Origin of the sequence: Actinomyces sp. oral taxon 170 str. F0386 (assembly GCF_000195595.1) — a bacterium.
Lineage (GTDB): Bacteria > Actinomycetota > Actinomycetes > Actinomycetales > Actinomycetaceae > Actinomyces.
Genome location: NZ_GL882540.1, coordinates 35,971 through 61,669, shown reverse-complemented (window position 1 = coordinate 61,669; position 25,699 = coordinate 35,971). Strand labels below are relative to the sequence as shown.

Genomic DNA, 25,699 nt, shown 5'->3' with positions numbered 1-25,699 from the left:
TCGGGCCACCGCACAAGGCAGGACGAAGGGAACGAGCCGGTCAGCTCTGATGCGACTCCTCGGACTTCTTACCCGTGGACTTGGCGGCAGCGGCTTGTGCTGCCGCGAAGGAGTCGGCGTCGTCGTCCTCGCGGCCCGGGGTCTTGAAGTTGAACCTGATGATGAGGAACCGGAAGAGGAAGTAGTAGATGACGGCGTAGATCAGCCCCATGATGACGATCATCACCGGGCCCTGGAGCACCCCTCCGGAGAGCTCGGAGGACTTGCCGAAGTTGAGCAGGTAGTCGATCCCTCCGGCGGAGAAGGCGAAGCCGTCCTTGATACCCAGAAGGTTGGCGATCGCCAGGGAGGATCCGGTCAGCACCGCGTGGATGGCGTAGATCGGGAAGGCCACGTAGGCGAAGGCGTACTCGAGGGGCTCGGTGATGCCGGTGATGAAGGCGGTTAGTGCCACTGAGATCATGAGGGCGCCGGTCGCCTTGCGCTTGGCAGGCTTGGCCGTGCGCCAGATGGCCAGTGCGGCGGCGGGCAGGGCGAACATCATGATCGGGAAGAAGCCGGTCATGAAGCTTCCGGTCCACGAGTTCGAGCCGTCCACGCCCTGGAAGAAGCAGGTGATGTCGCCGTGGGCGGTACCCCCCGACGCCGTCTGACAGGATCCGAGCTGGAACCAGGGCACGGAGTTGAGCAGGTGGTGCAGGCCGAAGGGAATGAGCAGCCGGTTGACGGTGCCGAAGACGAAGACCGCCAGGGCGCCGGCGAAGCCTTTGGAGTTTCCGGCATCCATGAGCCAGCCACCGAGCTGCTCGTTGATGAGCCAGTTGAAGGCCGGGTAGAGAGCCGACATGACCAGAGCGATGACGAGTGCCGCACCGGAAGTGATGATCGGGACGAAGCGGCGTCCCCCGAAGAAGGCCAACCAGTCGGGCAGCTTGATGCGGTAGTAGCGCTGCCAGAGCAGGGCGGCAACGACGCCGATGACGATGCCGCCCAGGACCCCGTAGTTGATGGGCGTCTGGGTGGGGATGTCGCAGATCGTGACGCCCTGGTTCCAAGGACCGACCTGGGTGATCTCTCCCTTGGCCGGATCGAAACCGTGTAGGCAGTCGAGGGTCTCCTGGTTCAGGGGCTCGGGCTTGCCCATGACGATGGGAGACATGATCCAGGTGACCGCACGGAAGATGAGGTAGCCGAAGAGGGCTGCCACCCCGGTGGAGCCGTCGGCCTTCTTGGCGAAGCCCACGGCGACGCCGACGGCGAAAATGAGGGGCAGGTTGTCGAAGACCGCCCCGCCGGCCGCAGCGAAGATATCTGCGACGGGCTGCATCCATGACAGGTTCCTGGCGAGTCCCTCGGCCCCCAGCATGTCCGCCTGCCCCAAGCGCACCAGCAGCCCCGCCGCAGGTAGTGTGGCGATGGGCAGCATCAGGGATCGTCCTAGCCGCTGGGCAAGGGCGAAGGCACCACCCGTCTTCTTCTTGTCTGACATGATGTTCTCCAGTTCAGGATCAAGCAGCAGCACTGCTGCGTCAGAGCTCGTCACTGTGACGGCGGCGGTCCAGGCGGATCGACGCCGAACACGTCTGGACCAGTACAACCAGAAAAACCGATAGACCCTTCAATGTCAAGCACTCGGTGCGCTCTTCGGTCATAATGTAATGCGTCGACGCGACGGAGCGGAAACAATGGTCGCGACCGGGTCGTTTCTCCGGCCGCCTCCACCCATTGTCAACCAGGGGAAGCCCTATGCCCAAGAATCCAGGCAAGAGACCGGCGAAGTACGTCATCGTGCGCAATCACCTGCTCGAACTCGTCAGAAACGGGCTCGCCAGTGGCTCTCCGGTCCCCTCCGAGCGCGAGCTGTGCGAGCAGTTCGAGGTCTCCCGCATGACCGTGCGGCAGGCCATCGACACCCTCGTCGTCGACGGGGTCCTGGAACGCCATCAGGGCAGAGGGACATTCGTGTCACCTCCGAAGCTCGACCTCCAGGTTCGACTGACCTCCTTCACCCAGGAGATGCAACGTCGAGGGATGGAGCCCGGCGTCGTCATGCTGCAGGCCGAGACCATTCCTGCTGACGAGACCGTCGCGGAGGCGCTCGAGCTGGAGGCGGAGGCCGAGGTCCACCACCTGCGCCGCCTGCTGACCGCCAACGCGATCCCGATGGCCATCGAGGAGAACTGGCTCCCCGCTGCACTCCTTCCCGACCTGCTGCGCACCAGCCCGAGCTTCTCGGTCTACGCCGAGCTGACCCAGGCAGGCCTGACACCGCAATGGGGGGAGGACATGATCGAGGCTCATGCGGCCACACCTCAGGAGGCCGCCCTGCTGTCCGTCCAGGAGAACGCCCCCACCCTGGATATCACTCGACGCACCTTCCACGAGCACTGCGCCATCGACTACTCTCACACCCTGTTCCGCGCCGACCGCTACACCCTCTGGGTCCCGGTGGCCGCCCCCAAACCGGCCTTCCGCCCAGCTCGCCCGCAGCCTTGAGAAACAGTTACCGATTGGCGCTGGACACACCCGGAACGACCTGTACCATGGTCTACTGGTATGGACCAATAGTCCGGTACCGGCGAAGAGGCCGCACCTGACAGCGCCTCCTCTCTCCTACATCCTGTCTCCCCCATGCCCTGACCACGCATCCCGGCACCACCCACCCGAGCCCGGCAGATACCCGGGCAGACCCAGGAGGAACCCATGTCCCAGGCACAGAGCATCGTCGACGCCCTCGGAGGATTCGACAACATCGTCGAGATCGAGCCCTGCATCACCCGCCTGCGCTGCGAGCTCGAGGACGGCTCGCTCGTGGACGAGCCCGCTCTCAAGGTCGCGGGCGCACACGGGGTGGTCAAACTCGGTGAGATCGTGCAGGTCGTCGTCGGCCCCAACGCCGACACGATCGCGGAGGACATCGAGGACCTGCGGTGAGCCTGACCGTCCAGTCCCCGGTGACCGGCGTCGTCGTTGGTCTCGACGATGTTCCCGATCCCGTCTTCTCCGGCCGGATCGTCGGTCCGGGAGTGGCAGTCATCCCAGACCGCGCTGCCGGAGACAACGTCAGCGCCCTGGCACCGATCAGCGGCACCGTCTCGAAGATCCACCCCCATGCCTATGTCATCACCCATGACGACGGCCGCAGCTTCCTGGTCCACCTGGGCCTGGACACCGTGAGCCTGGGAGGCAACGGCTTCACTCTCCTGGCCGCTGAGGGCCAGACAGTCGAGGCGGGCCAGCCCGTCATCACCTGGTCCCCCGCTCAGATCGAGGCCCAGGGTCTCAACCCGATCGTCCCTGTCATCGCCCTGGAGGGCGATGACTCCATGCTGAAGCCACCCCGTTCGGGCCAGAGGGTTGCAGCCGGCGGCACGCTTATGACCTGGGCGTAAGGCATCCACTCCGCCTTCAGACACGTTGTGGTCCCCGCCGTCTGACTGACGGCGGGGACCACAACGCATCATCGATCTGGTGCCGGCCATCGACCGGCTCAGTCCTGTGACGTCATCTCCTGACGCACGACCTCCAGAAGGCTGCCCAGGCGGGCGTTCTCGGGCAGGTCGTCGACCAGGACGACCTCACCCGCACCGTCAGCCAGGGGGATCCTCCAGTTGGGGTACTCCTGGTCAGTCCCGGGCTGGTTCTGGGCGCGACGCTCCCCCACGCCGTCGACCAGCGCGATGCCGACCAGGACCGAGGGAGTGCGCACCACGTAGCGGTGCAGGGCCTCCACCACCTGACGCTCGGTGGGGGCGTCCCCCAGCAGACCGTGCTCGCGCAGCCGGGCGGTCATGCGGTCACGCTCGATACGGGCCTCGGTACGCACCTGCTCAACGGGTTCAGTGAGCAGGCCGAGACGTTCGCGCAGCTCGACGTGCTCGTCGGCGAGGTAACCGGCGGTCGGGGGGAGGTCGTGGGTGTTGACCGTGGACAGGGCCAGGTGGCGGTAGTCCTGGGGCTGGAGGGGCCAGCCGTCGTGCTGCTTCTCGAACCACAGCACACTGGTCCCCAGCACACCTCGACTGGCCAGGTAGTCGCGGGCCCAGGGCTCCACGGTTCCCAGATCCTCGCCGATGACGACGGCGCCGGCCCGGTAGGCCTCCAGGAGGACGACGCCGAGCATGGCCTCGTGGTCGTAGCGCACGTAGGCGCCGTGGTCGGCGCCCATGCCCTCGGGGATCCACCACAGTCGGAACAGGCCGATGACGTGGTCCACGCGCAGAGCGCCGGCGTGACGCAGCACCGTCCTCACCATGTCACGCAGAGGGGCATAGGCGCTGCGTGCCAGGTACTCGGGGTTCCACGGCGGCTGGGACCAGTTCTGACCCTGCTGGTTGTACATGTCCGGCGGTGCGCCCACCGTGACTCCGGAGGCGAAGGCCTCCGGGTTGGACCACACGTCCGCGCCCTGCGAGTGCACGCCCACGGCGAGATCGTCCATGATGCCCAGGGCCATTCCCGAGGCCAAAGCCTCGGCCTGGGCGCGGGCCAGCTGCTCGTCGACGATCCACTGCAGCCAGGCGAAGAAGTCGATGCGCTCGGCCAGCTGGTGCGCCTCATTGGCCACATAGGCCGAGTCCGCCTCGCGCAGGGTAGCCGGCCACGTCTCCAGGGGGCCGTGCTTCTCCACCAAGGCGCTCCACAAAGCGAAACGCTCCAGCCCCTCGCCCTGCTCAGCGCGGAACCGTTCGAAGTCGCGCTGACGGGAGTAGGAGCGGCCGGCGGCGAAGATGACCTCGAGGGCCTCGCGCTTGGCCTTCCACACCACGTCACGGTCGATCGGCTCGGTGCTCAGGTCGCTGTCCTTGACCTCCTCGAAGGCCCACTGCACCAGCGAGCGCTTGGGGCCGGACAGTCGGGCCACCTCGGGGATGTTCTCAGGCCGGATGTAGAGGGGGTTGACGAAGCGACGCGTCACCGGCAGGTAGGGCGAGGGAGTCATCGGCGCCACGGGCTCAGCGGCGTGCAGCGGATTGATGAGCAGGAAGTCTGCGCCCTGGTCTCCCAGGAAGGAGGCGAGTTCGGTGAGGTCGTCGGTGTCGCCGGTCCCCCAGGAGCCTCGTGAGCGGATCGAGTACAGCTGGGTCATGACGCCCCAGCCGCGCTCCCCCAGGGTCGTGGGCAGATCGAGATGGTTGGGGGTGACGGCCAGAGCGGAGGTCACTGTCACCGTCTCGGCCTCGCCGTTGGCCGGCGGGGCGGCGTGCGCGCCCTGGAGCGCCTCCTGGTCGGTGGAGTCGGAGCCAGGACTGACCTCGGCGATGAGTCGGTGCCAGCCCAGCGGCAGGTCGGCCCCCAGGATGAAGGAGGCTCGGCCGCGCCTGATCCCGTCGACCTCTCGGGGAACAGTCCAGTCCTCGGTCTGCGTGAGCTCACGGACCTCACCGCCCTCGAGCTCGACGCGCACCCGCACCCTGGCGCCGTCGGGAACGTAGACGGGCACAGTGGACTCCACGCCACCGCGCGTGACAACGGTGGGGGCGAGCGTCTGCCGCCACGGAGCGTCCTCGACATCCCGCAGGGAGCGCTCGATCTCCTCATCGGTGCGGGCGCTCACGCCGAGCGCGGTGAGCACGGCCTTGAGGGTGGCACGTGAGGGCGAGGCGAGGTTGCCATGGTAGTCCCAGTACTCGGTGGAGACACCATGCGCCTCAGCAAGGTGCTTGAGGCTCTCAGAAGCAGGTCGCTGGTCGTCGTTGAACTCGTTCATGTGCGTGGGTCAGCCTTGCGTGAGCAGATGTGCGGTGGTGCGCCGTGAAGCGGCGCTGCGCTCCGCCGTCGGCCCTGAGGGAATGGTGGGTCGGAGCGGGACGCGGGCGCCAGGAGGGCTAGCAGTGCCCAAGTGTGCCCTAGCGGCTGACGGTTGTGCACCCTGCCGCACCGTGTCCGCTGACGTTTTGCTGCAACTGTTCTACTGCTGATACCCGGGGACGGAGCCGACACGGATGGTGAGCATCGGCGGCATGCGGTCAGGACCGCACAGTCGGTTGGGAGGCCGGTGAAACGATCGGCGAGATAGCGCTCCGCTCTGTTCCTCCCTTTTCCCGCCAGGCGTCCACACCCCGGAACCTCACCCCGTCATCGTCGATCAGTCGCCCAGAAGCAGGGCTCGGCCCCAAGCACGTGGGTGCTGGGGCCGAGCGACCTGCTGAGCGCCCGAGGGCGGGGCGGCGTCAGAGGGATGCGATCTCTGAGGCGAGGGTGTCCGCCGTCGGGCCGACGACAACCTGGACGACGCGTCCGGAACGCACCACGCCGAAGGCACCGGCCGCCCGCAGCGCCTCCTCATCGACCTTCGCCTGGTCGGCGACCTCCACGCGCAGACGCGTGATGCAAGGCTCAAGGTCGGTGATGTTCTCCTGGCCGCCGAGACCGGCGACGATGTCTGATGCAGTGCTCATGGCTACTCCTTCTGGGTTCCCGTCCTCACGCAGTTCCCGTCTGTCATGCGGTCGGTCGGGCAGCTGGGGTCCTCGTGGTCACGATCACTTTATCCCACCTCCACGCCGTTCGCGGCGAAGGAGCCCGGCCGGTGCAGCAGCAGAACGGTGAGGAGGCTGCAGGGGAGGATGAGGGACGAGAGGTGTTATCACAGGAGGGCCCTCCTCGCTCAACGACGTTCCCTCACGTAACCTTGCGGGAACGCGACAGATGCCTTGACGATGCCACAGAGGAGATCGTTATTCCCCTGGCGGAAACGTCTCATTTCGGCCGTAGTCAGGGCACAATGAGCGATGATCCCCCTTTCGTCTCCGATGAGGAGCACCACATGACAGCGTCCGACACCACTTCCACAACCCTGTCCGGCATCGGTGTGAGCCCTGGCCTTGTGGCCGGCCCCGTCGCTAGGATGGCGCCCCCTATTCCTGAGCCCGAGATCGCCACCCTCGAGCCCAGCCGCGACATCGAGAAGGAGTGCGAGCGCATCGCTCTGGCGGCTCAGCAGGTCAAGAAGGGCCTGGAGCTGTCCGCCGCTGAGGCCAAGGCCGAGGCTCGCACCCTTCTTGAGACCACCGCGCAGATGGCGGCCGACCCCACTCTGACCTCGACGGCGCAGGCCATGGTGCGCGAGAAGCACCTGGTGCCCGAGCGAGCCGTCTGGGAGTCGGCGGGGACGCTGGCAGCGATGCTGGAGTCCCTGGGCGGATACATGGCTGAGCGCACCCGTGACGTGCAGGACGTGCGTGACCGGATCGTCGCGGTCCTCACCGAGTCCCCCATGCCGGGCATCCCCCGCCTGCCCGAGCCCTTCGTGCTCGTGGCCACCGACCTTGCCCCGGCCGACACCGCGCTGCTGGATCCCGAGAAGGTCATCGCCTTCATCACCTCCGAGGGCGGGCCCACCTCCCACACCGCCATCCTGGCGCGGGCCCTGGGCATGCCGGCGATCGTGGGCACCGGCGAGGAGGTCACCGATGCACTGGGCGAGGGTGACATCGTCCTGGTAGACGGGACCAAGGGAACAATCACCATCAATCCGTCCGAGGACGCACTGCGCCGGGCCCGCGAGATCGCCTCGCGCGTGCGCGTCTTCAACGGCGACGGAGCCACCAAGGACGGCCACGAGGTCCAGCTGCTGGCCAATGTCGGTGACGCGGCCGGAGCCCGTAGCGCCGCGGAGGCCGGGGCGATGGGTATCGGCCTGTTCCGCACCGAGTTCTGCTTCCTCGACCAGCCCGAGGAGCCGACGGTAGAAGCCCAGGTGGAGGCCTACCAGGGGGTCCTGGAGGCCTTCCCTGGCAAGAAGGTCGTGGTGCGCACACTCGACGCCGGAGCCGACAAGCCACTGCCGTTCCTGACCGACGCCACCGAGGCCAACCCGGCACTCGGCGTACGCGCCTACCGCACCACGCGCCGCGACCCCGAGGTTCTGGAGCACCAGCTCGAGGCACTGGCCAAGGCCGAGGCCGCCACAGAGGCCAAGGTCTGGGTCATGGCCCCGATGATCTCCACAGCGGACGAGGCCAGGGCCTTCACCGAGAGGGCCCGGTCCTACGGCCTGAAGACGGCCGGCATGATGATCGAGGTGCCCTCCGCCGCGCTCATGGCGGACAAGCTCTTCGAGCACGCGGACTTCGCCTCCGTGGGCACCAACGACCTCACCCAGTACGTCATGGCGGCCGACCGCCTGCTGTCCTCGCTGGCGGACCTTTCCACGGCCTGGCAGCCGGCCGTGCTGCGCCTGATCGGTACGGCGTGCGAGGGTGCCTCCCCCAAGGGACGCCCGGTGGGCGTGTGCGGTGAGGCCGCCGCGGACCCGGCACTGGCCGCCGTGCTGGTGGGTCTGGGGGTCGCCTCGTTGTCGATGACGGCGCGCGCACTGCCCGATGTCGACGCCGTGCTGAAGTCCGTCACTCTCGACGAGTGCCGGGAGCTGGCCAGGATCGCCGTCGCCTCCGCCACCGCCGAGGATGCCCGCTCCGAGGTGCGCGCCCAGCTGCCGATCCTGGAGGAGCTCGGTCTGTGACCACCCCCTATCCCGTCCCCGCCGCCACGGAGGAGCCCCTCGGCTCAGTGACCCGGGTCCTCGGCCTGGCGGCGGGAGACGGGGAGGATCTCTTCACCGGCGGATCCCTGCCGCAGCTCTCGGGTCGGGTCTATGGCGGCCAGGTGGTGGCCCAGGGGATGCTGGCCGCCGCTGCCACGGTCGAGGACGACGGCGACGGGGAGCGTCTGCCGCACTCGGTCCATGCCTTCTTCATGCGGGGCGGTCAGCCGGACAGGCCGATCAGCTTCGCCGTCGAGCGGTTGCACGACGGCCGATCCTTCTCCCAGAGACGCACCGCCGCCTCCCAGGAGGGGACGCCGATCCTCACGATGCTCACCTCCTTCCAGGAGGAGCAGGAGGGTGCCGACCTTCACGTCGCAGCGCCCTCGGTTCCGCGTCCCGAGGACCTGACGAGCGCCCTGGAGATCTTCCGCACCATCGACCATCCGGTGGCGCGCTTTCTGGGGCGTACGGCGGCCTTCGACCTCAGGCACGTGGAGGGCAACCTCTATCTGCGCCCCTCCAAGGAACGCAGCGACGTCCAGCACCTGTGGATGCGCTCGCGCAGCCGTATCCCGGAGCAGACCTCCCAGACCGTGCATCGGGCGCTGTTGGCCTACGTGTGCGATCAAGTGATGCTGGAGCCGGTGCTGCGCAGCCAGGGGCTGTCCTGGCGCAGCGAGGGCATGAGCCTGGCGACCCTCGACCACGCCCAGTGGTTCCACCGGAACGTGGACATGGGTGACTGGCTGCTCTATGTGCAGGACTCCCCCTCCTCGCGGGGTGGCCGCGGGATGGCGCGAGCCCAGGTCTTCGACTCATCCGGCGGGCTCGTGTCGACCATCGCCCAGGAAGGCATGGTGCGCATGCCCACGGACTCAGGGGTCGACGCCGGCTCAGGCCGTTGGCGGATCCGTATGGGCGAGGGCGACGACGGCAGCGCGATCCCCGGCTGAGGCCTTCTGCATCCTTACTCTCCTCTCTGGTGGTTCCGGTGTCGATTGCCGTACTTCAGGTTCTCAACGCTATCGCCGCAACAATTAGTACAGTGTCATCACTGCTGGCTGTCTTCCGACCTCAGATCATGAGTAAGTCGCAAGAGGTCAGCGCTGGCGAGAGGTTCTTCGCTCAGATGTATGCGGCTCGAGCGGTTCCCCTCGGCGCGGTGACGGCAGTCGTACCTTTTATCGCTGCTTCAGATATCAGTACCGTGAGGCTGGTCCTCATGGCTGCAATGGTGGTCCAGGTCGTCGACGCCGGCATCGGCGTCCGACGCAGAGAGGTGACCATGATCATCGGCCCGTCGATCGCGGCCATCGTCCACGGCCTCACAGCCTGGCTGACATAAACGCATTTATTCAGATTCTTTCTCAAGAGGAGAGAATAGGGTTAGTCTAGGCGTCAAAATGACAGAGAGAGGACGTGAGACTCAGGGGGCGATTCGAGACAAGAATGCAAGCGGAACCGCATACAAGAGCCACTGCCAGCAAAAACAATCTCCCACTCGTGAGCGCAATCTCATCATCCCCGCCACCCCAGTGAACAGCTTTTAAGTTTTCATGATATGATCAAATCATGACTTCTGTGACACTGTCAAACGGCAGCAGCCTTTGGTACTCCATAAGAAACACATCATCACCCAAAGCTCCATTAGTGCTCATCCAAGGAAGGGGACTCGACCACCACGGATGGGACTCCGTTCTCAACGAATTCACCAATCGAACCATCGTACTCCTTGACCACAGAGGTACCGGCCAGAACACAGCGCCGCTGAACTCAGAATGGTCGACGAGAGATTTCGCAAAGGATGTAGTAACCATCCTCGATCACGCGGGTATCGATAGGGCGCACGTTTACGGACACTCAATGGGAGGAAGAATTGCTCAGTGGCTCGGAGCGGAGCATGCAGACCGCATTATTACACTCACCATTGGGGGCACCAGCGCTGGCGACGGAACCGGACTACCTCGCCCTACCACTGGAGCAGCGGCCCTAGCATCCGGCGACCCAAGCGCACTAGCTTCACTCTTCTATCCGGATCCTTGGATCGCAGCACATCCTCAACAAGCCACCAGCGTCTTCCCCGCGCCTCATTCACCAGAAGCAATGAGCATCCACAGCAAGGCCTCAGACCGCCCTGACGGGCCAGCCCCAGAAAATATTACGGCCCCCACTTTGATCCTCCACGGCACGAACGACCCTATCTCCGATCCTGGCAACGCAGCAATCCTTGGAAATCGAATCCCAAATGCGGAAGTATTCATGATTCCGGACGCCAGGCATGCATACTGGGCCGGAAAATCAGAAGTTCATGCCTCGGTCGCAAAATTCCTCTCATTAAATGATCCAAACTGATGCCTTTGTTTTTCTCCCGCGTCGCGTCAGCGACTCGGTGTCCACACAGCGGACATGGCTGACTCCACAGTAGATGCGGTTGGACGACGACCCCGGAATCTCGGGAGTTCTACTTGGCCCCCTACGTCGCCGCAGCGTTCATGTCCGCTGTGTGGACACCGGAATGGTGCGGGTTGGGGACTGCGTTTTCCATCCAGGACGTACTTCTCCTACAAGCGACTGCCACCGGACCTCAGAGGTTTGCAGGAAGACGCAGTCCTCGCCGGAAAAGCACGTCCCGGATCAGAACCAGCGCATCGCACCGTAGGCTCATCCCCTACTTCTCGTCGCAATCGGGCCGCAGCAGCCCCGCGACGGATCATCACGCCAGATCTGAGATTCATTCTATGGCGTCACATCAAAGTCGAGCGATGACTGAGCCCTGCTCGGGGCAGGCCTGCTCGCACAGCGACCACGGGGCACCTTGTTCTGGACCGCGTTGCCGGAACTCGTCGAAACGGAGCGGCACACCCTTCGCGGCATAGGGATCAGGGCTGTTCATCGCCTGAATGTGGAGATGGGGCTGCGTGGAGTTCCCGGAGTTGCCGCATCTGCCGATCTGATCGCCGGCGCACACCCGCTCACCAGGCGACACCTGAACAGAGCCTCGCTGAAGGTGCACGAGTCCAACGTAATAAGGGCTTTCTGCAACCTGGATGATGACGTGATTCCCAAGGACCGCGGTCAGTCCCCGCCGAATCCGCCGGGGCTGGCTCAGCCCGTACGGGATGAGCGTCAGGATCGAGCGGCGCGCCTCGTGGTCGGGTTCGCCGTCGTGAACAGACACCACGGTTCCTGCGACGGGCGAGTACAGAGAGCGCCCGAAGGCGTAGAAGAGCTCCGGCGGTTCGGTGGTGAGGACCGTGCGTAGGCTGCGCGCAGGCGCCGTGCGACCGTCATCGTCGACGGCGATGAAGTCGAGCGCGTAAGTGGTGCCGAAAAGATCGGTCCCGTGGCTCGGGACGCGGCGCGTGGGACTGACCTCGCTCAGCCACCGCCCGTCGAACGGGAGCCTGCCTATCACACCGCCTTCGGGAATGAAGATGGGCGTCTTCCTGCTCATCACGCACCTTCCAACGTACGACACCCTATGCACAGTCAATGTCGCCGGGCAAGATGCGCGAGACGCAATCGGGGTGTTTATCGTGACAGTGGCGTCAGCCGACACCTTCCGGAGCCGACCGACGCCACTGTCACCAACATCCCTTCACCAGATCTAGAAGAGGGACATTCAGTCACTTCATCACCACGAGGGATAGAAGAACTTGCGGGAGGCGGAGTTGTTCTTGAGGCCAGGCTTGAGGATCACCAACTTACCAGAAGATCTTGTGGGAGGCGTTATTGTTCTTGAGGCCAGGCTTGAGGTTGACCAACTTACCATCGGGAATAAGCTCATTATCCCCCCAGAAGTATGAGTTGTAGTATACAACCACTTGCGTGCCCGTCCTGTTCCAGACCGCGGCCGCGTTGTTCTTCACGCACTTTCCTTGCCCGTTGCCAGCTCCCCTGAACTCATAGCAGTTGGGTTGACTTCCCCCATAGTTGGGGATGGACCCATTGAAGTCGGCAATCGATCCATGCCCATCGGTGTTGTAGTAGAAGCAGACCTCTCCGGCGTCGCAGACACCGTCTCTCTCAGCGGCACTTGCTGTCGAGGTCGGAATCAGGAGAGCGCCGGCGGCGAGTGCGAGAAGTGAGCCGGCACTTGCGATACGGCGAGCCATTGTTGCACCCATGATAATTGTCCTTTCAAAGTGGCGGAGTACTCAAGACGGCAACCCAGCCACACAAGGTTACCGCCTGAAAAAACCATAAAAGCCACCTTGTAAATCACACCAGAGCGGTCAATCCCCCTTGACGATCACCTACTCCAAGCACTATCATAGTCAATTTTCTGAACTGAGCCGCTCCGACACAGGCATCACCGCTCTTGGTGCAGGTCTCAGAGTCTCCAGCGATGACGGTTTTCAGCACCATGACGCGGCGCCCTCATTGTCCGTAACAGAGACGCCATCCCCTCAGCCAGTCGGCTGAAAGAATGGCGTCTCTGTCTGAGATGGCGAATCGAGCCGGAGCTCGTTCACTCAGGAGTCAGTCCCGGGTCAGCTTCCGGTAGGTGACCCGGTGGGGACGGGCCGCCTCGGGTCCGAGGCGCTCAACCTTGTTCTCCTCGTAGGAGGCGAAGTTCCCCTCGAACCAGTACCAGCTGGCCGGGTTCTCCTCGGTTCCCTCCCAGGCGAGGATGTGGGTGGCCACACGGTCGAGGAACCAGCGGTCGTGGGTGATGACCACGGCGCAGCCGGGGAACTCCAGCAGAGCGTTCTCCAGCGACCCCAGGGTCTCAACGTCGAGATCGTTGGTGGGCTCGTCAAGGAGAATGAGGTTGCCGCCCTGCTTGAGGGTCAGGGCCAGGTTGAGGCGGTTGCGCTCACCGCCGGAGAGCACGCCGGCAGGCTTTTGCTGGTCAGCCCCCTTGAAACCGAAGGAGGCGACGTAGGCGCGCGAAGGCATCTCCACGTTGCCCACCTGAATGTAGTCCAGCCCGTCGGAGACGACCTCCCAGAGGGTCTTCTTGGGGTCGATGCCGGCTCGGGACTGGTCGACGTAGGAGAGCTTGACGGTCTGACCGATCTTGAGATCCCCGCCGTCGAGCGGCTCCAGGCCCACGATGGTCTTGAACAGGGTGGACTTTCCGACGCCGTTGGGGCCGACGACCCCGACGATGCCGTTGCGCGGCAGGGTGAAGGAGAGCCCGTCGATGAGAGTGCGCCCGTCGAAGCCCTTGTTGAGGTTGGTGGCCTCCAGGACCTGGTTGCCCAGGCGGGGACCCGGCGGGATCTGGATCTCCTCGAAGTCGAGCTTGCGGGTGCGCTCGGCCTCGGCGGCCATCTCCTCGTAGCGGGCCAGACGTGCCTTGGACTTGGCCTGGCGCCCCTTGGCGGAGGATCGCACCCACTCGAGCTCCTCCTTGAGGCGCTTGGCGAGTTTGGCGTCCTTCTTGCCCTGGACCTCGAGGCGCTTCTCCTTGGTCTCCAGGTAGGTGGAGTAGTTGCCCTCGTAAGGGTAGAGGTGGCCGCGGTCGACCTCGGCGATCCACTGGGCGACGTGGTCGAGGAAGTAGCGGTCGTGGGTGACGGCGATGACGGCGCCCTGGTAGCTGGCCAGGTGCTGCTCGAGCCACAGGACGGACTCGGCGTCGAGATGGTTGGTGGGCTCGTCCAGGAGGAGGAGGTCCGGGGCCTCGAGGAGCAGCTTGCACAGGGCCACTCGGCGGCGCTCACCGCCGGAGAGGTTCTTGACCTCGGCGTCCGGCGGGGGGCAGCGCAAGGCGTCCATAGCCTGCTCCAGCTGGGAGTCGAGGTCCCAGGCGTTAGCGGCGTCCAGGGCGTCCTGAAGGGTGCCCATCTCCGCCATGAGGGCATCGAAGTCGGCGTCCGGGTCCGCCATGGCGGCACTGATCTCGTTGTAGCGGTCCAGCTTGGACTTGATCTCGGCAACGCCCTCCTCGACGTTGCCGAGCACCGTCTTGTCCTCGTTGAGCGGAGGCTCCTGAAGGAGGATGCCGACGCTGTACCCGGGGGTCAGGCGGGCCTCACCATTGGAGGGCTGGTCGATGCCTGCCATGATCTTGAGGATGGAGGACTTGCCGGCGCCGTTGGGACCGACCATGCCGATCTTGGCTCCTGGAAGGAAGGCCATCGTGACGTCGTCGAGGATGACCTTGTCACCGTGGGCCTTGCGCGCCTTGATCATCTGGTAGATGTACTCAGCCACTGCTCGTGTGCGCCTTTCGTCAGGGTGTGAGCGGAGGTTCTGCGCGACGACGGCGATCGATCGGACCGTCCGTGCGCACCGTGGCCAAGCCTAAGGGAGCCCCGGAGCAATGGCGACGACGGCGGAGGTGAGACGGTGCACGCGATTCCATGGCACAGAAACGTCCAGGACGGGATATCGATGTCCGAAAACGGCCGGACTCCTCGACACAGCGATGCCATGCTTGGAGCGTTTCGGAGGAGGACCATGCCGGATCTGGACAACGACTCGCTGTATGAGGCCCTGCTGGCCAGGGATGCCCGCTTCGACGGGCGGTTCTTCGTCGGGGTCGTCACGACCGGCGTCTACTGCCGTCCAGTGTGCCGGGCGCGCAAGCCGCTCGCGGCCAACTGCTCCTTCTACACCACGGCGGCCGAGGCCGAACAGGCCGGTTTCCGGCCATGCCTGCTGTGCCGGCCCGAGCTGGCGCCCGGGTGCGCATCCGTGGACCCCTCGGCATCGCTGGCTCGCGCCGCAGCACGGTACATCGAGAGGAACTGCGGTGCCCATGGAAGCATCACGGATATCGCTCGTCACCTGGCCTGTTCCGACCGCCATCTGCGCCGCGTCTTCGAGCACGCCTACCACGTGCGCCCCGTCGAGTACCGCCAGACCTGCCGGCTCCTGCTGGCCAAGAGCCTCCTGACCGACACGGGCCTGACGGTGACGGACGTGGCCCATGCCGCGGGCTTTGGCAGCCTGCGCCGCTTCAACGAGGTGTTCCGACACCGGTACCGGCTGACGCCCACCGCTCTGCGCAGCCAGGCACGGTTCAGCAGGACCGAGGGTGACGCCGTCCAGCTCAGGCTGGGGTACCGGCCCCCGTACCGTTGGGACCTCATGCTGGAGTTCCTGGCGCATAGGGCGATTCCCGGCGTCGAGAAGGTCGAGGACGATCGTTACGCCAGGACGGTTCGTCTGCGCTTCTCGGGACGTGATCTCACCGGCTGGGTGGTCGTGAGCAACGACGCCGGGCACAACCGGCTGGCGGTGACCGTCTCCGCTTCCCTGCTCCCCGTACTACCGGTGGTGCTGGATGGGGTCAAGAATCTGTTCGACCTCCACTGCGAGCCCGACACGGTGGCTCGGACGCTCGCATCGCTGGACGAGTCCGCACTCGGGCCGTTCATTCCGGGCATCCGCGTGCCGGGCTGCTTCGACGCCTTCGAGACCGCCGTCCTGGCGGTGCTGGGGCAGCAGGTCACGGTCCAGGCGGCCAGGACACTGGCCGGTCGATTCGTCCAGGCCCTCGGCTCGCCGGTGGACACCGGAATCAACGGACTGACCATGACCTCCCCCACCGCCCAGGAGGTCCTCGGTCTCGACGGGGCGATCGAGCAGCACCTGGGGCCGCTCGGCATCATCGCTGCTCGGGCGCGGGCGATTCACGGCCTGGCCGAGCTGATGAGCTCCGGCGTCATCGACGCCGTCTGCTGTCCCGATCCTGAAGCCGCAGCCGTTGGGTTCACGGAGGTCCCAGGTATTGGGGCGTGGACCGCCGGCTACATCGCCATGCGCTGTCTGGGCTGGCCCGACGCGTTCCTCGCCACCGACCTGGAGGTCAGGAAGGCTCTGGGAACCCGGAGCCCGAGGAAGATCCTCACTTTGGTCGAACGTTGGCGACCGTGGCGGGCCTACGCCGTCATGTGCCTGTGGAACCGGGTGGGAGCAGAGTCAGCGCCCGAGCGCACCGCCAGAAGCAAGAAGCGGAACGAGAAGAAGGAAGCGATGCACTACCTCAGTCACTACGAATCGCCCCTGGGCGCCATGACCATGGCCAGCGACGGTGAGTATCTCACGGGTCTGTGGTTCGACGGGCAGAAGTATGACCGCTCGACGATCGACGGCGACGCGGTGCTCAAGCCGTATCTGCCCGTCTTCCTGCGGACGACCCAGTGGCTCGACACCTACTTCGAGGGTGCGGACCCCGGCTTCACCCCGCCGATCAGGGTCGAGGGCTCCGACTTCAGGGAGATGGTCACCTCCATCATGCTCTCCATCCCCTTCGGTACCACCAGCACCTACGCCCAGATCGCTGCCGAGGTGGCCCGGCGTACCGGCCGAGAGCAGATGTCCGCCCAGGCCGTGGGTGGCGCGGTCGGGCACAACCCGATCACTCTCATCGTGCCGTGCCACCGCGTGGTCGCGACCAACGGCAGTCTGCGCGGCTACGCGGGCGGGGTCGACCGGAAGGAACGTCTCCTGGAGATGGAGGGGGTCAACATGGCCGGCCTGCCAACGCCGCCAACCGCCGATGACGGCGGTGGAACACGAGAATAAGAAGGCCGACGACGGCCAAGAGAAGTCCTTGAAGCACCCAGGTCACCGAGTCACCGGGGAGATGCATGGAACTGGACACGAAGTAGTTCACCATATGAAATCCTCCGTGCACTCCGATCGCCGCCCAGGTCGACCCCGATACCAGCCGAACAATCAACGCGGTCACCGCGAAACCGCACGGCAAAACGAGGTATGTGATGTGCTCGATGAGATTCTGCTGACCTACTTGGGATAGGAGATGAAGAACGGTGAACCCGAGGACGCTGGAAGCTGCCGCAAAACGCGTCTCACCCAGTGAGGGGAAGAGCCACCCTCTCCAAATTATCTCCTCAGGAATTCCTTGAAGAAGGAAGGCTACGGAGAAGGACTCGACGATCACGAGCCACGGTGGGCCCTGGGGTACCGGCTGGTCTCCACCAGCAAGCCCGAGCACATGAACCATGCTGGCCACCACAAGGTCCACGACGAGCGCAGCCAGAATCATCCCCGCCAGCCAGAGCAGCGCGCGTCTGTCAATGCGCAGCCCCATATTGACATGCCGACCTCGGTCAAGCGTGCGACACAGGACATAGCACAGGATCAGAGCGAGCACTGCCGCCGCCCCGTAGATCAGCAACACACACGACCCCACCGCGAAGGACTCCAAGAGATCATCGGGATTCTCATGTGCGAGAGCAAAGGACTGGATGACAGGAACCTGCTTCAACAAAGGTGGCGTGAATGCGCAGGCGAACATCATCGCAACTGCGATGACGATCCGTAGAGCCCTCCCGCCTAAATTCAGTTGATTCTCTCGATCCGACCGGCATCTGCTGAGACCCGAGGCTTCGAGAGACGAGTGCGTTGATAACATTTCCTCTGACTGAGGTTTTCCATGTGGTGTACTCATATAATTCACGGTACGCCGACTATTGTGCCCCCTCAATCTCAAGCCAGAAGAACCAGGGGCGTGCAGAAAAGAAATCAGGGACCCCTCCGGGGGATCCCTGACGTCAGTGACACTTCCAGAGGAAGTGAGCCGATCAGTCCTCGGCGGTCTCCTGCTGCTTGCGCCAGCGGATGCCGGCGTCGATGAAGCCGTCGATATCGCCGTCGAACACCGAGTCAGGATTGCCGACCTCGAAGCTGGTCCGCAGGTCCTTGACCATCTGGTAGGGGTTAAGGACGTAGGAGCGCATCTGGTCCCCCCAGGAGGCCTTGACGTCCCCGGCGAGCTCCTTCTTCTTGGCGTCCTCCTCCTGCTGCTTGAGCAGGAGCAGTCGCGACTGGAGGACACGCATGGCGGCGGCGCGGTTCTGGATCTGGGACTTCTCGTCCTGCATGGAGACCACCAGTCCCGTGGGCAGATGGGTGATGCGCACGGCGGAGTCCGTGGTGTTGACGCTCTGACCGCCGGGTCCTGAGGAGCGGAAGACGTCGATGCGGATGTCGGTCTCAGGGATGTCGATGTGGTCGGTGGACTCGATGAGCGGAATGACTTCGACGGCGGCGAAGGAGGTCTGGCGACGGCCCTGGTTGTCGAAGGGGCTGATACGCACCAGACGGTGCGTCCCGCCCTCGACACTCAGGGTCCCGTAGGCGTAGGGGGCGTGGACCTCGAAGGTGACCGACTTCAGGCCCGCCTCCTCGGCGTACGAGGTGTTGAGGACCTTGACGGGATACTCGTGCCGTTCGGCCCAACGGGTGTACATGCGCAGGAGCATCTCGGCGAAGTCGGCGGCGTCGACGCCACCAGCACCCGAGCGGATGGTGACAACGGCGTCGCGGGGGTCGTACTCGCCGCTCAGCAGCGTGCGGATCTCCAGGTCGGAGAGGTCCTTGCTGATGGCGGTCAGATCCGACTCGGCCTCGGCGAGGATCTCGGCGGCGTCGTCGCCCTCCTCCTCCCCGGCGAGCTCGACCATGGCCTCGAGGTCCTCGATTCGCTCTCCCAGGCTCTCGACCCGCTTGAGGTCGGCCTGGGCGTGGGACAGTGCGGAGGTGACCACCTGGGCGGAGTCCGGGTCGTCCCACAGGTCGGGGGCGGAGGCCTGCTCGGAGAGCTCGGCGATGCGGGCGCGCAGGGCCTCGGGGTCGGTCACCGCGGCGATGGAGGCGTAGGTGTGTCGGAGTCGTTCGATCTCGGTGGAGAAGTCAATGGCCACGAAGGGGAGTCTACGGCAGAACCCACCGGGGGCGCCGTCGGGGCGGATCGGGCCCGTCGGTCCTGTTGGTCCCGGCCCGCCGGCCGCGGGGCATCACCCCAGCTCAAGCGCCTGGGCCTGAGTGAGCAGCGTATCGAGCACCGCACGCGTCGCAGGGCTCGGTTCGGTGCGGGTCGAGCGGTGGCGCACCACCAGCTGGCGCACGCCCAGTCCGGGCAGGCGCACCACGCTGAGCTCGTCGGGGACGAGGCCGGAGTAGACGGCCAGCTCGGGCAGGAGCGCGCACCCCAGGCCTTGACTGACCATGGCCAGGACGACGTCGTAGTCGTAGGCGACGTGCCGCATCGTCAGCGGTGTCCCGAGCTGGCGCTCCAGACGGTCCAGGGCGAAGGCGCCCGCGGTCCCCGGGGCCAGGTCGATCCAGGTGGCCCGCACCAGGTCCGCCAGGGTGGAGGGGGTCGCCTGCTCGGCGGGTACGACGACGAGCCAGGACTCGTCCAGCAGCGGGATGTCGGCCATGCCCCGGGGAGCGGCCGGTAGCGTGTGCTCGTCCCGCTCAATGAGGACCAGGTCGAGCTCACCGCGGCGCAGCCGGGACAGGGCGCTGCGCTCCTCGGCCTCCTCGACGATGACCTCCAGCTCCGGGCTGGTGGTCGCCAGTGAGGACAGCAGGGGCAGCAGGAGCGCACGGACGGCGGAGGCGAAGCTCCCCACACGCACCACGCCGGAGGGGATGGAGTCGTCCAGGTCCGCCAGCTCGCGGCGCACGGTGGTCAGCTCGTCCTCAATGCGCTCGGCCGCGTCGGCCAGGACCTTCCCGGCCGCGGTGAGCACGGCTCCGGTCGGTGTGCGATCCAGGACCCGCGCACCGCACTCGCGCTCCAGGAGGCGAATCTGCTGGGACACGGCAGACGGCGTGATGTGAAGGAGATCCGCCGCTGCGACGACTCCCCCGGCCCGGTGGACGGCCAATAGAACCGAGAGTCTCTGAGGCAGTACATGCATGAAGTAAAACTACATCTCTCATGCAGAGAGATGCGATTGACCTTCATCGAGGCGCATCCAAGAATCATCCCCGTGAACGACGTGCTCTCCTCCCTCATCTCCCTCGGCGGCTGGATCGGCGCCGCTGAGCTCCTCGTGGCCTACTTCCTGGTCTCCAAGGGCACGATCGCAGGCGATTCACTCAAGTACCAGGCCCTCAACATCACCGGCTCCGTGCTCCTGACCATCAACTGCGCGAGCTCCGGGGCCTGGCCCAGCGTCATCGCCAACGCCTTCTACCTGCTGGTGGGCATCAATATCCTGTTCACGGTGAAGCGGGCCTACATCGCCCAGCTCTCGCGTAGGCAGAAGGAGGAGCTACGGGCCCGGATGCACTGGCACCGACGCCCCTCCCCCGCCATCTCGACGAGCTTCGTCGAGCAGGCCTGACAGTATCCGCTCCGCCGGCCCCTCCTGCCGACAACCAACCATCCACCAGTTCCGACGCAGTGAGTCCTGAAGGCTCACTGCGTCGTCGTCATCCGGGCCGATCCGGTGGCAGTGATGGTGAAGCCCTCAGCCGGGATGATCCCCCAGGGCAGGAAAGGCGGACGGGAGCGGGCCTGCAGCGTCACCACGGCGGTCTGAGCGTCCGCGGCCCGAGCGCTGACGATGGTGACTCCCTCCAGTCTCGCAGCGACCGGTTGGGCCGACACGTCCGCGGCCGCGCTCTCACTGACCGCGGCGTCAGTGAGAGCACCCGGCGCAGCATCGGTCCCGTTGCCCCCGTAGTACGGGCTCCCGTCCACACCGTCCGCCCCCGCCGCCGCTGCCGAGTCCGCCAGCGACGTGAGGGTCTTGAGATCGAGGTAGATGGCCGTGGCCGAGGCCGCGACGAACAGCAGCGCGAGGACGACACAGACGAGCCCGACACCCAGCAGAAGCGTCTGGCCGTCCTCCTCCCGGCGCAGCCGATGCACCAGTGTGCGAACCCGCCGCCGAGTAATCCTTGGGCCCAGTCTCCTGCTCACGGCTCCTCCTCGCCCGGCAGGGTGATGGCGCGCTCGGTGTCCACGACGACGACGTCGCGACCGATCCCCAGAGAGGCGAAGCCCGGGAGGTCCACACCGACCGCGACCTTGACGATCGCAGCCCGCCCCCTGGCGCAGCCGTGGGCACAGACGACCGACAAGGACCCGGCCGGGTCGGCGTCGACCCCCTGATCCGACAAGGACAGACCCATCGCCACCTGAGCCTTGTCCATGGCGGCTGGCGAGTCGTCGACCTCCAGCACCCGGCTGGCCGCGTCGGCAGCCGAGGCGACGGCGAAGGTGGTGGCCTGGATCTGGGCGAGGGTGACCACGAGGTAGAGGACGGGTACCACGAGAACAGCGCTCCACCCGATGAACTCGACGATGGCGTTGCCTTCCTCCCGGTACAGGACTCCCCAGGTACCCCGACCGGCACCCTTAAGAGCGCCTCGGAGCCCTCGACCTGTCCGGCATTCCCCCTGGCGGATCGCGGGGACCCGGCTCACCAGTGAGAACCGTGGAGCAACACGGTGTCTGAGGATCCTTGGGAAGAGCATGGACATCACCCGCACTCACTTGTCTCGAATGAGGGAGGACTCGTCGACCGCGCGCCCCGTCACTGTCAGCGTCCCTCCGGGCCCGAGGAGTCCCAGGAGCGGAAAGGGTGCTTTCACCGTCACCTCAACGATCGTCAGGTCTCCGGAGGGGACCCGTGACACGGTCACGGTGTCCACGTAACCGCGACGCAGTGCGGCGTCGGACAGGGTCTGCACCCGCCGGCGCGCCTCGGCCTCGGTACCTCCGACCAGTGCGGCCCGGCGGGCGCCGTCGCCGGCGGCGTCGGTGAGGACGTTGCGAGCGTAGACCCCCAGGGCGACCTGGAGCAGCGCCACGAACACGACGATGACGAGCGCGCCGACCATGACGAAGTCGACGACGGCGGAACCAGACTCGTTGCAGGCGCTCACTCGGCACCACCGGTGCCGGGGGACGTCGCGGCCCGGAGGCGGTGCCGAACCACGATAAGGAGCCCGTTCAGATCGCACTCGTCACCTTCGCGATGGCGTTGAGGAAGACCTCGGTCAGCGTGCTGCCGGCAACCGTCCACAGGGCCACGACGAGACCGGCGGTCATGAGGGTGACCAGCACCCAGCCGGGGACGTCACCGCGCTCGTCGCGCAGATCGATCCGGGACAGGCAGGCGGACCACCATGACCTGGAACCGGAACGAGACGGGCGGGACTGGAGACGGAGTGTGCGCTTCATGACTGCTCCTTGCAGGAAGGTGGGAATCTGATCGACAGGACAATGGACGGGGGGACCCTGAGATTCGGGGACGACGGATACGCTCACACCCCCAGCCTGAGGACGAACAGCCCTGGGAAGAGGGCGAAGACGACGGTGATGGGCAGGACGAGGAAGACCACGGGGACCATCTGGGCGATCTCGCGTCGGCCGCCCTCCTCCATGAGGTCCTGACGAGCCGCCTCGCGCACGTCGGTGGCCTGGGAGCGCAGGACCTCAGCCAGCGGTGTGCCTCGCTCAAGGGCCACGACGATCGCCTCGCACAGACGAGTGACGTGAACGGAGCCGACTCGCCTCTCCATGCGGTCCAGCGCGGTGGACAGGACCGTGCCGGATCGGATATCAGTCAGCGTGGTACCCAGCTCGTCGATGAGGTCGCCTCGTCCGAGTGCGACGACGCGTTCGATGGCGGCCACCGGCCCTTGACCGGCTCCGACGGCCAGAGCGAGGAGCTCGACCACGTCGGGCAGCTGGGTCTCGATCCGTGAGAGTCGTTTCGCCACAGCCCGGCTGAGCCACCAGTCACGAGCGGCCGCCCCGGACACGGTGGCCATGAGGGAAAGAACGATGAGCGCGGGCACGTTGACGGACCTGACCAGGGCCGCAAGCCCGCCAGCCGCCAGGACCAGGAGGAGCGCCGTCGTCGACCACAGGACCTGCTGAAGGCGGAACTGGTCGAGACTGAGAGGCGAGCCGGAGCGCGTCAGCCTCCGACGCACCGAGTCGGCCGACGACCCCAGGGAGTCGAGCAGCCGTCCGAGGTTGAGGGTGCCGGCTGTGGAGGCCATGAGCAGACCGACGACGGTTCGTCCGTCGGAGGCCAGCCCCGCTGGAGCGGTCAGCAGTCCCGATGTGGTGGGCTGCCGGTGGACGTAGGGTTCGAGCCTGGCCATGAGGGTGGGACGGCGTCGGCGGAGGGCCGTGATGATGGTCAGGATCCCGACAGCCCCGACCAGCCCCGCGCCCCCTCCGGTAAGCGCCGCGTTCATCGTGGTCATCGCAGTGTCCTCTCCTCCTCTGGCAGCCGCCCCAGGCGCAGCATGAGCCGGTAGGCGGCGACCGAGACGACGGCGCCGATGAGAAGCACGACGGCGCCGGCCGTGGTGGCGTAGGCGGCCGCGGCCTGGGTTCGGGTGGACAGCAGCGCCAGGACGAGCCACGGGGCGGCGACCGCGACCTTGGCGCCGTTGACCGTCCAGGACTGGCGGGCCTCAAGCTCTCCACGGGTGCGCATGTCCTCGCGCAGCATCTGCGACAAGGAACGCAGCAGCGTCCCCAGATCAGTGCCACCGACCTCATGGGCCAGGCGCAGGGCCTCAACGATCCGGTCGGCGACAGGGTCGGCGAAGCGGGCCTTGAGCCGGTCCAGAGAGCTGTCGAAGCGGGCGGTGGCGGCGTAGTCGCTGGCAAAGGCCCGGAACTGGGGGCGGACGACCTCCGGGCCGCGCTCACCGAGGTTGGTCAGAGCCTCCGGCAGGCTCATACCGGCCCGCACCCCAGAGACGAGGGTATCGACGGCCTCCGGCCACACCTCGCGCAGACGGGTGCGACGGTTGCGAGCCCGCGAGGAGATGACGAGGAAGGGGATCGCGGTGAAGATGGCGGTGAAGGAGACCGCCACCGGCCAGGCCCGGGACATCCCCAGGAAGACCAGGCCGATGAGCAGGCCCAGTCCGATCGATCCCAGGACGAACATCGTGGGGCTGGTACGCCCGGCCCCGGCCTGAACCAGGATGTCGGCGAGGAGCCGAGAGCGCCGCGAGCGCCACTGAGGCGGGTCTGAGGTGCAGGCCATCCAGATGAGTAGCATCCCCACACCTGCGAGGAGACCGGCGATTGCGCCCATCAGTAGACCTCCTGACCGGTGGCGGGGCGAGCACTCAACAGGGCGGCGAGATCGTGCCCGGCGCGGCTGAAGCGCTCGGCGGCTCCAGGGACACCCGTGCCCCGCACGAGGTTGCCGGTGGGGTCACGGTGGAAGACGTCGGAGAGCTCGATGACCCCGTTCTCGACCCGGCCGGACAGAGCCGCGACCTCCCTGACGGTGCGGCGCCCGCTGAGGTCAAGGTCGAGGTGAACGACCAGGTCGATAGCACTGGCGACAGTGGGGACCACGAAGTCGCTGGAGACGTTCTCCCCCGCCAGCAGTGGTAGAGTGCAGATCTTGATAACCGCCTCTCGCGCGGAGTTGGCATGCAATGTGCACATGGATGGCAGGCCGGAGTTCATGGCGATCAGCAGATCGAGGGCCTCGGCCTCGCGCACCTCTCCGATGAGGAGGCGATCGGGGCGCATGCGCAGGGCCTCCTTGACCAGGCGACGCAGGCTGATCTCTCCGACGCCCTCGAGGTTGGGCGGGCGGGTCTGCATGGCCACGCAGTCCCGGTTCCGCAGGGCCAGCTCGAAGACCTCCTCGCAGGAGATGACCCGCTGTCCGCCCGGGATGGCTCCGGCCAGCGCCCGGACCATCGTGGTCTTCCCGGCCTGGGTGGCCCCGGACACAAGGATGTTGAGTCCGGACTGCACGGAGGCGTCGAGGAAGGCGGCCACCTGACTGGTCAGTGAGCCCATGCGCACGAGGTCGCTGGTGCGTGAGGCCCGGGAGGTGTGCTTGCGGATGTTGACCGCCCAGTGCTGAGAGGTGATGGGCGGAATGACGACGTGAAGGCGCTGTCCCCCGGCCAGCTGGGCGTCGACGAAGGGGCTGGACAGGTCCAGACGGCGCCCGGAGGCCCTCAGCATCCGCTCGACCAGGACCGTGAGGTCCTCGCTCTCCAGGATCGTGGTGGTCAGCTCGGGGCGCCCGGAGCGGGCGATGAAGACACGGCCGGGGGCGTTGACCCAGATCTCCTCGATGGACTCGTCGTCGAGATAGCTCTGGAGCGGTCCCAGGCCCGCCATGGAGTCCAGCACGTGTGAGCGAGAGCCATCGGGGTCGATGAGCGGCGGGACGAGTCCGGCGTCGGAGCGGCGCAGATAGTCGTCCTCGGCCTCGGCGACAAGCCGCTCGAGGTCTGAGGTGTCCTTGAGCGGGTCGATTCCGCGAGCGCGGACCAGCTCACGGACCTCCGTCAGGAGAAGATCGGCAGCATCCATGATGCCTCTCAGCGTGTGTTGTGGATGGGAAGGGGAGGATGATTGAGGATCGACCAGCGGGGGTTCAGCGTTGAACCCCGGAACACCGGCCGGTCGGTGACCGATGTCACCCATAAACTCTAGGCCACCTGGTCACGAAATGGCCACTATCTCAACGAGGGCTG

At 66.0% G+C, this 25,699-nt stretch carries 25 protein-coding genes; 9 read left to right on the top strand and 16 right to left on the bottom strand.

Annotated features, from left to right (window positions below):
• Nucleotides 1-40: 40 nt before the first annotated feature.
• On the bottom strand, nt 41-1,489 hold the full coding sequence (locus tag HMPREF9056_RS07720; protein WP_034514294.1) for a PTS transporter subunit EIIC: 1,449 nt from the start codon (nt 1,487-1,489) through the stop codon (nt 41-43).
• Nucleotides 1,490-1,746: 257 nt separating this feature from the next.
• Here HMPREF9056_RS07720 and HMPREF9056_RS07715 point away from each other — a divergent pair, with 257 nt between their 5' ends.
• From HMPREF9056_RS07715 to HMPREF9056_RS07705, 3 genes are all read left to right on the top strand, one after another.
• The gene (locus HMPREF9056_RS07715; protein ID WP_009404080.1) at nt 1,747-2,496 is read left to right on the top strand and encodes a GntR family transcriptional regulator; all 750 of its coding nucleotides are present in this window, start codon (nt 1,747-1,749) and stop codon (nt 2,494-2,496) included.
• 207 nt (nt 2,497-2,703) lie between these two features.
• Entirely contained in the window at nt 2,704-2,934 is a 231-nt protein-coding gene (locus HMPREF9056_RS07710) for a glucose PTS transporter subunit EIIB (RefSeq protein WP_009404078.1), read from the top strand.
• Nucleotides 2,931-3,392, top strand: coding sequence for a PTS glucose transporter subunit IIA (locus HMPREF9056_RS07705; protein WP_009404076.1), 462 nt, complete (start codon nt 2,931-2,933; stop codon nt 3,390-3,392). The genes HMPREF9056_RS07710 and HMPREF9056_RS07705 overlap by 4 nt, the downstream gene beginning before the upstream one ends.
• A gap of 98 nt (nt 3,393-3,490) precedes the next feature.
• On the opposite strand, the gene malQ is transcribed toward HMPREF9056_RS07705, so the two are convergent.
• Both malQ and HMPREF9056_RS07695 read right to left on the bottom strand, forming a co-directional pair.
• Nucleotides 3,491-5,710: a 4-alpha-glucanotransferase gene (gene malQ, locus HMPREF9056_RS07700; RefSeq protein WP_009404075.1), complete on the bottom strand. Its 2,220-nt coding sequence runs from the start codon at nt 5,708-5,710 to the stop codon at nt 3,491-3,493.
• Between the two features lie 463 nt (nt 5,711-6,173).
• The gene (locus HMPREF9056_RS07695) at nt 6,174-6,434 is read right to left on the bottom strand and encodes a glucose PTS transporter subunit EIIB (RefSeq protein ID WP_087942229.1); all 261 of its coding nucleotides are present in this window, start codon (nt 6,432-6,434) and stop codon (nt 6,174-6,176) included.
• 335 nt (nt 6,435-6,769) lie between these two features.
• Between HMPREF9056_RS07695 and ptsP the strand changes: the two genes are divergently transcribed.
• The 4 genes from ptsP (at nt 6,770) to HMPREF9056_RS13685 (ending at nt 10,843) form a co-directional block, all read left to right on the top strand.
• Nucleotides 6,770-8,467, top strand: coding sequence for a phosphoenolpyruvate--protein phosphotransferase (gene ptsP, locus HMPREF9056_RS07690; RefSeq protein ID WP_034514293.1), 1,698 nt, complete (start codon nt 6,770-6,772; stop codon nt 8,465-8,467).
• Nucleotides 8,464-9,444 carry an acyl-CoA thioesterase II gene (locus HMPREF9056_RS07685; RefSeq protein ID WP_009404063.1) on the top strand — a complete coding sequence of 327 codons (981 nt, stop codon included), beginning with the start codon at nt 8,464-8,466 and terminating at the stop codon, nt 9,442-9,444. Before ptsP ends, HMPREF9056_RS07685 begins: the two co-directional genes overlap by 4 nt.
• A gap of 128 nt (nt 9,445-9,572) precedes the next feature.
• On the top strand, nt 9,573-9,836 hold the full coding sequence (locus tag HMPREF9056_RS07680; protein WP_009404060.1) for a hypothetical protein: 264 nt from the start codon (nt 9,573-9,575) through the stop codon (nt 9,834-9,836).
• A gap of 227 nt (nt 9,837-10,063) precedes the next feature.
• The gene (locus HMPREF9056_RS13685) at nt 10,064-10,843 is read left to right on the top strand and encodes an alpha/beta fold hydrolase (protein ID WP_087942228.1); all 780 of its coding nucleotides are present in this window, start codon (nt 10,064-10,066) and stop codon (nt 10,841-10,843) included.
• Nucleotides 10,844-11,240: 397 nt separating this feature from the next.
• On the opposite strand, the gene HMPREF9056_RS07675 is transcribed toward HMPREF9056_RS13685, so the two are convergent.
• The 3 genes from HMPREF9056_RS07675 to ettA all read right to left on the bottom strand — a co-directional run bounded on the left by HMPREF9056_RS07675 (nt 11,241) and on the right by ettA (nt 14,656).
• Nucleotides 11,241-11,945 carry a M23 family metallopeptidase gene (locus HMPREF9056_RS07675; protein ID WP_009404057.1) on the bottom strand — a complete coding sequence of 235 codons (705 nt, stop codon included), beginning with the start codon at nt 11,943-11,945 and terminating at the stop codon, nt 11,241-11,243.
• Nucleotides 11,946-12,195: 250 nt separating this feature from the next.
• Nucleotides 12,196-12,618 carry a peptidase inhibitor family I36 protein gene (locus HMPREF9056_RS13680; protein ID WP_087942227.1) on the bottom strand — a complete coding sequence of 141 codons (423 nt, stop codon included), beginning with the start codon at nt 12,616-12,618 and terminating at the stop codon, nt 12,196-12,198.
• A 355-nt stretch (nt 12,619-12,973) separates the two neighbouring features.
• A complete protein-coding gene (ettA, locus tag HMPREF9056_RS07665; protein ID WP_009404054.1) occupies nt 12,974-14,656 on the bottom strand; it encodes an energy-dependent translational throttle protein EttA in 1,683 nt (560 codons plus the stop codon).
• Between the two features lie 246 nt (nt 14,657-14,902).
• Between ettA and HMPREF9056_RS07660 the strand changes: the two genes are divergently transcribed.
• Nucleotides 14,903-16,975 (top strand): methylated-DNA--[protein]-cysteine S-methyltransferase, encoded by a 2,073-nt coding sequence (locus HMPREF9056_RS07660; protein ID WP_253269978.1) that lies wholly within the window; start codon nt 14,903-14,905, stop codon nt 16,973-16,975.
• Here the strand turns inward: HMPREF9056_RS07660 and HMPREF9056_RS07655 are convergent.
• The 3 genes from HMPREF9056_RS07655 to HMPREF9056_RS07645 form a co-directional block, all read right to left on the bottom strand.
• A complete protein-coding gene (locus tag HMPREF9056_RS07655) occupies nt 16,914-17,714 on the bottom strand; it encodes a CPBP family intramembrane glutamic endopeptidase (RefSeq protein ID WP_050793019.1) in 801 nt (266 codons plus the stop codon). The genes HMPREF9056_RS07660 and HMPREF9056_RS07655 overlap by 62 nt on opposite strands.
• Before the next feature lie 283 nt (nt 17,715-17,997).
• Nucleotides 17,998-19,119: a peptide chain release factor 2 gene (gene prfB, locus HMPREF9056_RS07650; protein WP_009404049.1), complete on the bottom strand. Its 1,122-nt coding sequence runs from the start codon at nt 19,117-19,119 to the stop codon at nt 17,998-18,000.
• 93 nt (nt 19,120-19,212) lie between these two features.
• Nucleotides 19,213-20,124: a LysR family transcriptional regulator gene (locus tag HMPREF9056_RS07645; protein WP_009404048.1), complete on the bottom strand. Its 912-nt coding sequence runs from the start codon at nt 20,122-20,124 to the stop codon at nt 19,213-19,215.
• A gap of 30 nt (nt 20,125-20,154) precedes the next feature.
• On the opposite strand from HMPREF9056_RS07645, the gene HMPREF9056_RS07640 reads away from it, so the two are divergent.
• A complete protein-coding gene (locus HMPREF9056_RS07640) occupies nt 20,155-20,553 on the top strand; it encodes a hypothetical protein (RefSeq protein ID WP_009404047.1) in 399 nt (132 codons plus the stop codon).
• A gap of 74 nt (nt 20,554-20,627) precedes the next feature.
• Here HMPREF9056_RS07640 and HMPREF9056_RS07635 read toward each other — a convergent pair whose 3' ends face one another.
• The 7 genes from HMPREF9056_RS07635 to HMPREF9056_RS07605 form a co-directional block, all read right to left on the bottom strand.
• Nucleotides 20,628-21,134: a hypothetical protein gene (locus tag HMPREF9056_RS07635; protein WP_034514249.1), complete on the bottom strand. Its 507-nt coding sequence runs from the start codon at nt 21,132-21,134 to the stop codon at nt 20,628-20,630.
• Nucleotides 21,131-21,640, bottom strand: a complete 510-nt coding sequence (locus HMPREF9056_RS07630) for a hypothetical protein (RefSeq protein WP_253269977.1) — start codon at nt 21,638-21,640, stop codon at nt 21,131-21,133. Before HMPREF9056_RS07630 ends, HMPREF9056_RS07635 begins: the two co-directional genes overlap by 4 nt.
• 66 nt (nt 21,641-21,706) lie before the next feature.
• Nucleotides 21,707-22,102 (bottom strand): TadE/TadG family type IV pilus assembly protein, encoded by a 396-nt coding sequence (locus HMPREF9056_RS07625; protein WP_009404042.1) that lies wholly within the window; start codon nt 22,100-22,102, stop codon nt 21,707-21,709.
• A gap of 67 nt (nt 22,103-22,169) precedes the next feature.
• Complete coding sequence (locus HMPREF9056_RS07620; RefSeq protein WP_009404040.1) at nt 22,170-22,400, bottom strand: hypothetical protein; 231 nt, start codon at nt 22,398-22,400, stop codon at nt 22,170-22,172.
• Nucleotides 22,401-22,483: 83 nt separating this feature from the next.
• Nucleotides 22,484-23,437 carry a type II secretion system F family protein gene (locus tag HMPREF9056_RS07615; RefSeq protein WP_009404039.1) on the bottom strand — a complete coding sequence of 318 codons (954 nt, stop codon included), beginning with the start codon at nt 23,435-23,437 and terminating at the stop codon, nt 22,484-22,486.
• Nucleotides 23,434-24,285, bottom strand: a complete 852-nt coding sequence (locus HMPREF9056_RS07610; RefSeq protein ID WP_009404038.1) for a type II secretion system F family protein — start codon at nt 24,283-24,285, stop codon at nt 23,434-23,436. Before HMPREF9056_RS07610 ends, HMPREF9056_RS07615 begins: the two co-directional genes overlap by 4 nt.
• Nucleotides 24,285-25,535: a CpaF family protein gene (locus HMPREF9056_RS07605; RefSeq protein WP_009404037.1), complete on the bottom strand. Its 1,251-nt coding sequence runs from the start codon at nt 25,533-25,535 to the stop codon at nt 24,285-24,287. Before HMPREF9056_RS07605 ends, HMPREF9056_RS07610 begins: the two co-directional genes overlap by 1 nt.
• Nucleotides 25,536-25,699 lie beyond the last annotated feature (164 nt).